Annotated in this window: 11 protein-coding genes; 3 read left to right on the top strand and 8 right to left on the bottom strand. The window is 72.2% G+C overall.

Annotated elements, in window-relative coordinates; all coding sequences use genetic code 11:
* Positions 1–301: 301 nt before the first annotated feature.
* Positions 302–496 (bottom strand): hypothetical protein, encoded by a 195-nt coding sequence (locus V7E45_RS29410; RefSeq protein WP_333777233.1) that lies wholly within the window; start codon positions 494–496, stop codon positions 302–304.
* Between the two features lie 531 nt (positions 497–1,027).
* On the opposite strand from V7E45_RS29410, the gene V7E45_RS29405 reads away from it, so the two are divergent.
* Positions 1,028–2,134 (top strand): acyltransferase family protein, encoded by a 1,107-nt coding sequence (locus V7E45_RS29405; RefSeq protein ID WP_443056281.1) that lies wholly within the window; start codon positions 1,028–1,030, stop codon positions 2,132–2,134.
* A gap of 15 nt (positions 2,135–2,149) precedes the next feature.
* Here the strand turns inward: V7E45_RS29405 and V7E45_RS29400 are convergent, their stop codons facing one another.
* From V7E45_RS29400 to V7E45_RS29385, 4 genes are all read right to left on the bottom strand, one after another.
* Positions 2,150–2,596 carry an HD domain-containing protein gene (locus tag V7E45_RS29400; protein WP_333777231.1) on the bottom strand — a complete coding sequence of 149 codons (447 nt, stop codon included), beginning with the start codon at positions 2,594–2,596 and terminating at the stop codon, positions 2,150–2,152.
* Positions 2,593–2,877, bottom strand: a complete 285-nt coding sequence (locus tag V7E45_RS29395) for a hypothetical protein (protein ID WP_333777230.1) — start codon at positions 2,875–2,877, stop codon at positions 2,593–2,595. Before V7E45_RS29395 ends, V7E45_RS29400 begins: the two co-directional genes overlap by 4 nt.
* A gap of 298 nt (positions 2,878–3,175) precedes the next feature.
* Positions 3,176–3,934 (bottom strand): ABC transporter ATP-binding protein, encoded by a 759-nt coding sequence (locus V7E45_RS29390; protein WP_333777229.1) that lies wholly within the window; start codon positions 3,932–3,934, stop codon positions 3,176–3,178.
* A gap of 118 nt (positions 3,935–4,052) precedes the next feature.
* Entirely contained in the window at positions 4,053–5,225 is a 1,173-nt protein-coding gene (locus V7E45_RS29385; RefSeq protein WP_333777228.1) for a PP2C family protein-serine/threonine phosphatase, read from the bottom strand.
* Positions 5,226–5,400: 175 nt separating this feature from the next.
* Here V7E45_RS29385 and V7E45_RS29380 point away from each other — a divergent pair, with 175 nt between their 5' ends.
* Positions 5,401–6,642, top strand: coding sequence for a GNAT family N-acetyltransferase (locus V7E45_RS29380; RefSeq protein WP_333777227.1), 1,242 nt, complete (start codon positions 5,401–5,403; stop codon positions 6,640–6,642).
* Here V7E45_RS29380 and V7E45_RS29375 read toward each other — a convergent pair.
* Together V7E45_RS29375 and V7E45_RS29370 are read right to left on the bottom strand one after the other, a co-directional pair.
* Positions 6,639–7,514, bottom strand: a complete 876-nt coding sequence (locus V7E45_RS29375; RefSeq protein WP_333777226.1) for an Fpg/Nei family DNA glycosylase — start codon at positions 7,512–7,514, stop codon at positions 6,639–6,641. The genes V7E45_RS29380 and V7E45_RS29375 overlap by 4 nt on opposite strands.
* 33 nt (positions 7,515–7,547) lie before the next feature.
* Entirely contained in the window at positions 7,548–8,036 is a 489-nt protein-coding gene (locus V7E45_RS29370) for a ribose-5-phosphate isomerase (protein ID WP_333777225.1), read from the bottom strand.
* A 246-nt stretch (positions 8,037–8,282) separates the two neighbouring features.
* On the opposite strand from V7E45_RS29370, the gene V7E45_RS29365 reads away from it, so the two are divergent.
* The gene (locus V7E45_RS29365) at positions 8,283–9,704 is read left to right on the top strand and encodes an amino acid permease (protein ID WP_333777223.1); all 1,422 of its coding nucleotides are present in this window, start codon (positions 8,283–8,285) and stop codon (positions 9,702–9,704) included.
* Positions 9,705–9,807: 103 nt separating this feature from the next.
* Here the strand turns inward: V7E45_RS29365 and V7E45_RS29360 are convergent, their stop codons facing one another.
* Positions 9,808–10,566 carry a hypothetical protein gene (locus tag V7E45_RS29360; protein ID WP_333777222.1) on the bottom strand — a complete coding sequence of 253 codons (759 nt, stop codon included), beginning with the start codon at positions 10,564–10,566 and terminating at the stop codon, positions 9,808–9,810.
* Between the last annotated feature and the right edge of the window lie 427 nt (positions 10,567–10,993).

Raw genomic sequence — 10,993 nt, 5'->3', positions numbered from 1 at the left:
TTTTTATGCCGGCCCCCCGATGGGTCCGGCCCGGGGGCCGGGGGGGCGGGGGGGGGGGGCCCCCCCCCCGGCTGTTTTCCGGGCGGCTCGCAGCGCCGGATTACTCCGTTCGAGTGACAGACGGGGGCGCGGGACGGGCGCGGCCGCGGGAACGCGGACGTGGGGTGCGGCCCTGGGGCGGCCCTGGGGCGGCCCTGGGTGGCGCGACTGACTGTACGAGCGGCCGCTCGTGAAGGAAGGGGTGTGCGGTGCCCGCACGAGCCGGCCGGCGCCGTCGGGGGCCGCCGGCGCCCGGGCCGGGTCAGAAGTTGATCGAGTTGATCGTCTCGGCTATCGAGTTCAGGAACCGGTTGATGGACGGTGCCATGCCGGTGGAGGCGAGGAAGAAGCCGAAGAGGACGGCGACGATGGCCGGCCCCGCCTTGATGTTCCCCCCTCGGATCAGTACTACAAGGATGATCGCCAACAGCAGCACCACGGACAGTGAAATGGCCACAACTGATCACACCCTCGGTCGGTCCCTCTCCCGGCCCGGAGGCGCGCGCCCGCACCTCCGCCAGAACCATCGTGCCACCAACCCGGCCTCCCTATGCGGCTCGTGACACAACGTTGGACATCGGTCAGGCACGCCGGCAGCGCCGCACGGTAATTCACCCGGGTACCCGCACGGGACCCACCGAGGAATTGCGCAGGTTCGTTTCCGTGTCCACACATCTCACGCGTAGGTAATTCGAATTGATGGCACCGAGGCGTCGTATGACCCAATTAGTCAGGATGAATCGGGACATCGCAGGTGAATGGCGGGCTCAGTTGTGCCGACCATCACGTGGACGGGGCAGGCAAGTTATGTGAATCGGGGGGTACCCGAGCGGGATAACCAGGAATGACAGCCGGGGTTTTACGAAATCCCACGGACGACGCTAGGGTGCCTGAGATGTTTGACGCCGCCTCGCCCCCCGGCCAGAACCGCAGGCCACTCCCCCCGGCACAGCCGCCGGCGGACGGAGTGCCCAGTCCGCGCACCCCCATGAGCACCCAGGCGCGGCAGTCGCCGGCGAAGAAGGCGGACAGACCGGGCAAACAGCGCGACTCGTTCTTCGACAACGCGAAGTTCCTCGCGATCGTGCTCGTCGCGATGGGGCACTCCTGGGAGCCGCTGAAGGGCGACAGCCGGATCCTGGAGGCCCTGTACACGGTGGTGTACTGCTTCCACATGCCGGCGTTCATCATCATCTCCGGCTTCTTCTCCCGCAGTTTCGACATGCGCCCGGACCGGCTGAAGCGGCTGATCACGGGTGTCGCGGTGCCGTACGTCATCTTCGAGACCGCCTACCCGCTCTTCAAGAACGCGGTGGACCCCGGCTCCCACGAGGAGATCAGCCTCCTCGACCCCTGGTACCTGACCTGGTTCCTGGTCGCCCTGTTCATCTGGCGGCTCACCACGCCGATCTGGAAGCTGGTGCGCTGGCCGCTGCCGCTGGCCGTCGGTCTCGCCATGCTGGCCACCGTCACCCCGAACATCGGTGACGACCTCGACCTCCAGCGCGTGCTCCAGTTCCTGCCGTACTTCGTGCTCGGCCTGAGCATGAAGCCCGAGCACTTCCACCTGGTGCGCCGCCGCTCGGTCCGGATCGCCTCGGTGCCGGTGTTCGCCGCCGCGCTGGTGGTCGGCTGGTGGGCGGTGCCCCGCATGAACACCTCGTGGTTCTACCACCGTGACGCCGCCCAGGAGCTGGCCGCCCCGTGGTGGTCGGGACCGGTGATGACGCTCGCGCTGATGGGCTGTTCGCTGCTGCTGACGGCCTGCTTCTTCGCCTGGGTGCCGCGCCGCAAGATGTGGTTCACGGCCCTCGGCGCCGGCACCCTGTACGGCTACCTGCTGCACGGCTTCCTGGTGAAGTTCGCGGACTACCGGGGCTGGTTCGACCACACCTGGCTGCACCACCCGCTCGGCGAGATCGCCGTGACCGCCGTGGCGGCCACCGTCGTCACGCTGCTGTGCACCCGGCCGGTGCAGCGGGTCTTCCGCTTCGCGATGGAACCGAAGATGGAGTGGGCGTTCCGGCAGGACGCGACCGAACTCGCCCGCGACCGCCAGGCGAAGGAACGCGAGCGGGAGAAGGTCAGCGCCTAGCCCCGCCCGCCCCGCTCACAGACCGAGGAGTGCGCGCATCCGCGTGTACTTCTCGGTCAGTCGTTTCCGGGTCGGTCCGTCGAGGACGGCGAGCCGGGCCGGGTCGGCGTTGTGCGCCAGGTCGGCCTCCTTCACCAGCAGCGCGCCCGGGGTGTCCAGGATCCGGCGCGCGTACGCCTCCGGCTCCTCCCCCCGCCGCTTGGTGACGGCGCGCACGATCGCCTTGGTGCGCTCGGTGAGGGCGGCGCCCGCCAGCCACTCGGCCGACAGCGCGTCGTCCTCGACCGCGTCGTGCAGCCAGGCCGCGGCGATCTGTTCGGGGTCACCGCCCCGGGCGCGCACGCCCTCGGCGACGGCCGCGAGGTGCTCGGCGTACGGCCGCCCCGCCTTGTCGGTCTGCCCCTCGTGTGCGGTGCGCGCCAGGTTCTCGACCTCGGCCGGGCTGAGATGTGTCTCGGTCACCGCTCCAGTGTCTCCCGGCGCAGCGCCGCCCTGGCCGGAACGGTCACCTCGGTCGGGCCGAGGACGACGATGCCGCCGGCGAAGGCCGTGGAGGCGCGGGTGGAGCCGACCAGCCGCAGGACGCCGAGCGCGGCGCGCCGGACGAGGACGGTCATGACCAGCGTGTTTCCGGCGGCGACGGCCGCGAACCCGCCGAGCGCGGCGGCCGTCACGGCGTCGGCCCGGGCGTTGAGCTCCCGGTCGAGGGAGCAGGCGGCGGTCCAGCCGCCGCGGCCCGGCACGGTGCCGAGCGGGGCGAGGCCCGACGGCGTGACCGCCCCTGGTCCACAGTTCGGTGTCGAACGGGGGTTACGTGGGTGGCGAGGTCGCCGCGGCCCGTCGTCAGCCGGGACGGGCGGGGCCGCGGCGTACGTGCCACGACGACCGGCGCGGCCTTCGTTCCGTCGGGCGGCCGCCGGCGCAGCCGGCCGCCGATCCGCACCCCGGCGTGGCGGGCGGGTCCCTCGTCCAGGCGACCTCGCCGGGCTCCAGGGACAGATCAAGCCCTGCGCGTGTCAACAACGCTCGTGATCAATACGCCTAGGCGGCGGTCCTCCGTTGGGCCAGGTGGCTGGTGAGGGTCGTCATGCGGGCGGCGATGCGGTCGGCCGGAGCGCGGTCCAGATGGTCGACGAGGGTGCCGTCGGCGAGGAACAGGACACGGTCGGCCCAGGCGGCGGCGGTCGGGTCGTGGGTGACCATGACGACCGTGGCGCGCTGGGTGTCGACGGCACCGCGCAGCAGGGCGAGGATCTCGGCCGCGGTGGTGGTGTCCAGGGCGCCGGTGGGTTCGTCCGCGAAGACGACGTCGGGGCGGGCGACCAGGGCCCGGGCGACGGCCACGCGCTGCTGCTGGCCGCCGGAGAGCTGGGCGGGGCGGCGGCGGGCCTGGTCGGCGAGGCCGACCTGGGCGAGGACCTCGGCGCAGCGGCGGCGGTCGGGGCGGTGGCCGGCCAGCCGCGTCGGCAGGACGACGTTCTGCTCGACGGTGAGGGAGGGCAGCAGGTTGAACGCCTGGAAGACGAAGCCGAGGCGGGTGCGGCGCAGCGCGGTCAGCTTGTTCTCGCTGAGGCCGGTGATGTCCGTGCCGCCGAGCACCACCCGGCCCGCGGTGGGGCGGTCCAGGCCCGCCGCGCACTGCAGGAAGGTGGACTTGCCGGAGCCGGAGGGCCCCATCACGGCGGTGAAGGTGCCGGAGGGGAGAGCGAGGTCGATGCCGCGCAGGGCGTGCACGGCGGTGGTCGAGCGTCCGTAGCGGCGCGTGACGCCGTGCAGTTCTACGGCCCAGTCGCTTGGCATGGGTGTCCTTCCGGTCCGCGGGCGTTCGCTGGTGCCTCGAACGTACGGAGCTTCAGGGGGGCGGGACCATGCGGGCGGCCGGCGGATCCGGGCGGGGGAAAACCCCACCACGGCGGGTTCAGCGGCCCGGTGCGGAGGACTGGCGGCAGATGAGGAGGAGGGCGCGGTCGTCGTTGACGTCCTTGGCGACCGCCTCGATGAGGTGCCAGGCTGCGCCGTGGAAGCCGCCGGCGACGTAGCGGTCGGCCTCTCCGGTGAGGCGGTCGATGCCCTCGACGATGTCGCGGTCGGAGGTCTCCACCAGGCCGTCGGTGAACAGCATCAGCACGTCCCCGGGCCGCAGCGAGCCCTTGACGGAGTCGAACTGGGCGCCGTCGTAGACACCGAGCAGCGGGCCCTCGGCGGCCTTCTCCTCCCAGCGGCCGCTGCCCGCGCTGAGCTGGAGCCCCGGCGGATGGCCCGCCGAGTACAACTCGTAGTCGCCCGAGTCCAGGTCGAGGACCAGGTGGATGGAGGTGGCGAAGCCCTCGTCCCACTCCTGGCGGAGCAGGTAGCCGTTGGCGGCGGGGAGGAAGGCGTGCGGGGGGAGCGAGCCGAGCAGGCCGCCGAACGCGCCCGACAGCAGCAGGGCGCGCGACCCGGCGTCCATGCCCTTGCCGGACACGTCGGTGAGCACGACCTCCAGGGTGCGGCCGCCGTTGGTGCGGGCGGCGACGACGAAGTCACCGGAGAAGGACTGGCCGCCCGCCGGGCGCAGGGCCATCTCGTGGTGCCAGCCCTGGGGCAGTTTGGGCAGTTTGCTCTGGACCCGGATCCGCTCGCGCAGGTCGAAGAGCATGGTGCCGCCGCGCCGCCAGGGCACGCCGACCCGGCTGCGGAACTGCGCGGTGAGCAGCCCGAAGAAGCCGCACGCGGCGACCACGAGGACCACGCCGGGGGTGACCCGCGACGGCCCCTCGGTGTAAGGGCCGAGCCGGACCGACTCCACGATCAGCGCGGTGGCCGCCGCCGCGTACAGGCCCAGCAGGCTCGCCGGGCGCAGCAGCAGGCCGCCGGCGACGATGGGCAGCACCAGGGTGGCCGGGGAGCACCACACGGCGTTGCCGAGGGTCATGGCCGTGAGGACGGGGATGGTGAGGAACAGGCCGGCCAGCGCGATCCAGTCCGAGCCGTTGCCTCGGAAGTAGTCCACCGCGCTTCTGCGCAGGCCGACGCGGACCCGGTGCCACTGCATCTTCCACCGGGCCGTGAACGTCTCGGCCTTCGCGCGCCGCACTCGTCCTGCTGCCATTAGTTCGGGACCCTATCCATCGGACCAGCCGCTTGGCACGGGAGGTCCCACTTGTCCCCCGTCCGAGGCTCAACTTCGCGGTTCAACCACCCAGTGAACGGCACCGGGCGCCATCTCGCGCCCGACCGGGAGAAATTCGCTCGCTCGTCCCGCATTGCCCTGATAGGCATGGCGTATGGCGACTGACCGCGCGACCGGGACGAAGGTGCTGCGCCCGGAGGAGTTCGATCCGTGGTGGGACACGCTGCTGCGCGCCTTCGGGGGCGGTTCGGCCTCGCCCGAGGAACGCGAACTGGACAGGTCGCTCACCGAGTTCGACCGTTCGCTGGCGGTGTGGGACGGGGGCGCGATCGTCGGGACGGGCGGGGCGTTCAGTTTCCGGATGACCGTGCCCGGCGGCGCCCTGGTGCCGACCGCGGGCGTCACCATGGTGAGCGTGGCCGCCACGCACCGGCGGCGGGGGGTGCTGACCTCGATGATGCGGCGCCAGCTCGACGACGTGCGCGCGCTGGGCGAGCCGCTCGCGGCGCTGACGGCGTCCGAGCCGGCGATCTACGGCCGCTTCGGCTACGGCGCCGCCGCCTTCCAGCTGCAGGCCGAGATCGACACGGGCCGGGTGACGCTGGCGCTGCCGGCCGGTGCCGGGGAGGTGCGCCTGAGGTACGCGGACCCCGCCGACGTGCTCGCCGAGTGCGAGGCGGTGTACGCGGAGCTGGTGCCGCGCCGGCCCGGGATGCTGGCCCGGCAGCCCGGCTGGGAGCGGGCGGGGCTGCTGGATCCGGAGAGCGAGCGGGCGGGCGCCTCGGCGCTGCAGTGCGTGGTGGCCGAGCGGGACGGCGAGGTCACCGGGTACGCCCGCTTCCGCACCAAGCTGGGCTGGGGCCCGAGCGGGCACGACGGCACGGTGACGCTGGAGAACCTGGCGGCCCTGGACCCGGCGACCGAGGCGGCGCTGTGGCGCTTCCTGTTCGACATCGACCTGATGACGACCCTGACCATGCGGGGGCGGCCGCTCGACGACTCCTGGCAGCACCTGGTCTCCGACATCCGGCGCTGCCTTCCGCGCACGCGGGACTCGTGCCATCTCCGCCTCGTCGACGTGGGCGCGGCGCTCGCCGCGCGGACGTACCAGACGCCGGTGGACGTCGTCCTGGACGTCGAGGACGCCTTCTGCCCCTGGAACACGGGCCGTTGGCGGCTGACCGGGGACCCGAAGGGCGCGTCCTGCGAGCGGACCTCGGACGCGGCCGACCTCGCCCTGTCGGTACGGGAGTTGGGGGCGGCCTACCTGGGCGGCGTGAGCCTGCCGGCGCTCGCGGGGGCGGGCCGGGTGCGGGAGCTGCGGCGGGGTGCGCTGGCCGAGGCGGCGGTGGCGTTCGGCTCGCCGGTGGCGCCGTGGCTGCCGCACGGCTTCTAGGCTCTTTTGTCCGGACGGGGTCGGGTCACGGATCGGCGAGCCTGGCCTGATCCGGACGCGGCCCAGGGCTTCTGGCAGTCCGGGCACCAGAAGAGGTTGCGGGCGGCGAGCCCGGCGGTACGGATCGCGGTGCCGCAGACGTGGCAGGGCAGGGTGGCCCGGCGGTAGACGTACACCTCGCCGCCGTGGTCGTCCACGCGGGGCGGCCGGCCCATGGCCTCGGGTGTGTGCTCGGGGCGGACGGTGTCGATGCGGTTGTGGCGGACGCCCTCGCGCATCAGCTCCACGAGGTCGGTCCAGATTGCGCCCCACTGGGCGGGGGTGATGTCCCGGCCGGCCCGGTAGGGGTCGATGCCGTGCCGGAACAGCACCTCGGCGCGGTAGACGTTGCCGACGCCGGCGACGATCTTCTGGTCCATCAGCAGGGCGGCGATGGTCGTACGGCTGCGGGAGATCCTCCGGTACACCGCGTCCGGGTCGGCGTCGGCGCGCAGCGGGTCGGGCCCGAGGCGATCGTGCACGGCCCGCTTCTCGGTGTCCGTGATCAGCGCGCAGGTGGTGGGACCGCGCAGATCGACGTACGAGGTGGCGTCGGCCAGCCGGAGCCGGACGGTGTCGGTGGGCGGCGGCGCGGGGGCGGAGCCGAAGGCCACCTTGCCGAAGAGGCCGAGGTGGATGTGGACCCAGTCGGCGTCCCGGAACCCGAGGAAGAGGTGCTTGCCGTGCGCCTCGGTGCCGGTGAGCACGGCGCCGTCGAGCAGCGCGGCGGCGTCGGAGAACTTGCCCTGGGGGCTGGTCACCCTGAGGGCCCTGCCGGAGAAGCGGGCGGCGTAGTCGTGCGCCAGCCGGTGGATCGTGTGCCCCTCTGGCAAGGTCCCTCTGTCCTTCCGGCCCCCCGGGGGCCCTCAGTCCTGCTGCGGGTGGTGGGCCGGGACCGGCGGGAGGTTCCCCGTCGTCTCGTAGTCGGCCAGCATGTCGATGCGGCGGATGTGACGCTCGTCACCGGAGAACGGGGTGTCGAGGAAGACCTCGACGAACTTGGTCGCCTCCTCGGTGCTGTGCATCCGCGCACCCACGGCCACCACGTTGGCGTTGTTGTGCTGCCGCCCCAGCGCGGCCGTCTCCTCGCTCCAGGCCAGGGCCGCCCGCACCCCCTTCACCTTGTTCGCGGCGATCTGCTCCCCGTTGCCGGAGCCGCCGATCACGATGCCGAGGGCGTCCGGGTCCGCGGCCGCCTTCTCCGCTGCACGCAGGCAGAAGGGCGGGTAGTCGTCCTGGGCGTCGTAGATGTGGGGCCCGCAGTCGACGGGCTCGTGCCCCGCCGCCTTGAGCCATTCGACGAGGTGGTTCTTGAGTTCGTAGCCCGCATGGTCGGAGCCGAGATACACGCGCATGGGACGAGTGTGACACGGCCCTTTCCGGGCAGCAGCTTCGGGTGTCGGCGCCGCAAAATGTGAGCCAGGCCATTGAAGCTCAAGGAAACCTCAAGTAACAATCTGGATTCGGAGGTTCCCTAACCCATTCGCCTCCGATTCACTGGACCGCCTCGTACACCGCTCGTGCGAGGTCCTGTTCGCAGCCACACAACGGCACCCCCCCTCGAACGGGAATCGCTCCACCGGCGCAAAGGAATTCCGTCCATGACCCCTGGTTCCGGACTTCAAGCAGGTCTCAAGAACCGTCACCTGACGATGATCGCCATCGGCGGCGTGATCGGTGCCGGACTCTTCGTCGGCTCCAGCTCAGGTATCGCCACCGCCGGCCCCGGCATCCTCCTGTCGTACGCCCTCGTCGGCACGCTCGTCGTCCTCGTGATGCGGATGCTCGGTGAGATGTCCGCCGCCAATCCCACCTCGGGCTCGTTCTCGGCCCACGCCGACCGTGCGCTCGGGCGCTGGGCCGGCTTCTCCATCGGCTGGCTCTACTGGTTCTTCTGGGTCGTCGTGCTGGCCGTGGAGGCCACCGCCGGCGCCAAGATCCTCGAAGGCTGGGTGCCGGCCGTACCGCAGTGGGGCTGGGCGCTCATCGTGATGATCGTCCTCACCGCGACCAACCTGGTCTCGGTCGGCTCCTACGGCGAGTTCGAGTTCTGGTTCGCCGGCATCAAGGTCGTGGCGATCGGCGCGTTCGTGATCGTCGGTCTGCTCGCGGTGTTCGGCGTGCTGCCGGGCGTGCACGCCGACAAGGCGAGCTTCTCCAACCTGACCGGACACGGAGGCTTCCTGCCGCACGGTCCGGGCGCGATCCTCACCGGTGTGCTGCTGGTCGTCTTCTCCTTCATGGGCAGCGAGATCGCCACCCTGGCGGCGGGCGAGTCGGAGGACCCGCAGCGCGCGGTCACCAAGTCCACCAACAGCATCATCTGGCGAATCGGCGTCTTCTACCTGGGCTCGATCCTCGTCGTGGTCTCGCTGCTGCCGTGGAACGACCCGTCCATCGCGAAGGACGGCTCCTACGTCGCCGCGCTGAACTCCCTCGGCATCCCGCACGCCGGCGAGGTCATGAACGTCATCGTGCTCACCTCGGTGCTGTCCTGCCTCAACTCGGGCCTGTACACGGCCTCCCGGATGGCCTTCTCGCTCGGCCAGCGCGGTGACGCCCCGAAGGCGTTCGCCCGGACCACCTCCCGCGGTGTCCCGATGGCCGCGATCCTGTCCTCGGTCGTCTTCGGCTTCGTGGCGGTCTTCTTCAACTACGAGTACCCGGACACCGTCTTCCTCTTCCTGCTCAACTCCAGCGGTGCGGTCGCCCTGTTCGTGTGGCTGGCCATCTGCTTCTCGCAGCTCCGGATGCGCAAGATCATCCAGCGTGAGGCGCCGGAGAAGCTCGTCGTGAAGATGTGGCTGTACCCGTACCTGACCTGGGCGACGGCCGCGATGATCGTGTTCGTCCTCGTCTACATGCTGTTCGACACCGAGCACGACGGCCGGGAGACGGTGCTGCTGTCGCTGCTGGTCGCGGCGATCGTGCTGGCGATCGCCTTCATCAAGCAGAAGGTGGAGGCGGGCCGCCGGACGGCGGTGTCCGTGACCGACGAGCCCGAGAAGGTCACCACGGGCTGACCCGGGCCGCTCCGCGGCCTGCGGACCGCGGGCTGCGGACTCCGGACTGCGGACTCCGGACTGCGGACTCCGGACTGCGGACTGCGGACTGCGGACCACTGACTCACAGCACGGTGAAGGTCTCCTTCACCGTGCTGTACGTCTGTACGGCCTCGGTCTCGATCTCCGGCTGGTACCAGGTGTTGACCTGGTACGACTTCCCGTCCGCGTCGAAGCCGAGCAGACGGGCGTGCCAGGGGGTGCCCCTGAGAGTGAAGGTGTACTCCCAGACGACCGCCGGGTGCCCCTGGAAGCTGGTCCGCGCCAGCCGGACCCTGACGTAGTCCCGGCCCTGCCGGGCGTCCCGCTCCGACTGCTGCCAGGTCTCCCAGAGGTCGCCCCGGGCCAGCGACGACTTGGCGACGAGTTCCTGCCGCCCGTCGGGCGAGGTGTAGTGCACCTCGGCGCCCGTCTTCACGTCCCGCCGCCACCCTCGCGGCGGCGCCCACGCGAACCCGCCCGCCTCCACACGCCCGCCGGGCGGCGGCCCGGACGGCTTGGCCGTGCCGTCGACGGTCGGGGAGCCGCCGGTGGGCCCCGAGGACCCCGTGGCTCCCGTGGACGGGGAAGCGGTGGACGTTTCCGGGTCGGCCGGGGAAGCGGCGGCCGAGACGCCGCCGCGTGGGGCGGCGGTACCGGTCGTGCCGTGTGCGGCCCCGCGCCGGCCGTCTCCCCCCGAGGCGGCGAGCAGCACGGCCACCACGACCCCTACGGCCACGACGCCGAGCGCGGCCAGCAGCGCGGTGCGGCGGCGGTGCGGACCGGCCGGCCCCTCGGCCCTGCCGGGCACCTCGAACGGCGCCCCCGGCCGCCGCCCGGTCACCGGCCCACCACGCCCCACCGGAAGTCCGGCCGGCTCCGTGGGAGCGCCGGCGCCCACTGCCACGGGCCCCACCGCCTCGGGGTCCCGCGCCCGACGGCCGGGCCCGTCGGCTCGGGTCACTTCCCGGCCCCCCGGCGCGGCAGCCGCCTGCCCCGGAGCGGACGCCGCACGGCGGCCCGCGCCCTCGGAACCCGCCGTGCCCGGGCCCCCTGCCCGACGGCCGACACCACCGCCAGCAGCCGGCGGCTCGGCAGCCGCCTCCCCCGGAGTCGACGCATCGCGCGGGCCCGCGCCCTCATGGCCCGCCACAGGCGGACCCCACGCCCGACGGCCGACAGCCTCACCAAAGGCCGGCGACTCGGCAGCCCCCTCCCCCGGAGTCGGCGCATCGCGGCGGCCCGCGCCGTCGGAACCCGCCGCACCCGGG

Origin of the sequence: Streptomyces sp. IBSBF 3136, from assembly GCF_036815105.1 — a bacterium.
Taxonomy (GTDB): domain Bacteria; phylum Actinomycetota; class Actinomycetes; order Streptomycetales; family Streptomycetaceae; genus Streptomyces.
This window is presented reverse-complemented; position numbering and strand designations above follow the sequence as displayed.

Coding starts and splice junctions, on each gene's coding strand:
- V7E45_RS29365 (WP_333777223.1), top strand. CDS start 8,283: ATGACCCCTGGTTCCGGACTTCAAGCAGGTCTCAAGAACCGTCACCTG.
- V7E45_RS29405 (WP_443056281.1), top strand. CDS start 1,028: ATGAGCACCCAGGCGCGGCAGTCGCCGGCGAAGAAGGCGGACAGACCG.
- V7E45_RS29390 (WP_333777229.1), bottom strand. CDS start 3,934: ATGCCAAGCGACTGGGCCGTAGAACTGCACGGCGTCACGCGCCGCTAC.
- V7E45_RS29370 (WP_333777225.1), bottom strand. CDS start 8,036: ATGCGCGTGTATCTCGGCTCCGACCATGCGGGCTACGAACTCAAGAAC.
- V7E45_RS29385 (WP_333777228.1), bottom strand. CDS start 5,225: ATGGCAGCAGGACGAGTGCGGCGCGCGAAGGCCGAGACGTTCACGGCC.
- V7E45_RS29380 (WP_333777227.1), top strand. CDS start 5,401: ATGGCGACTGACCGCGCGACCGGGACGAAGGTGCTGCGCCCGGAGGAG.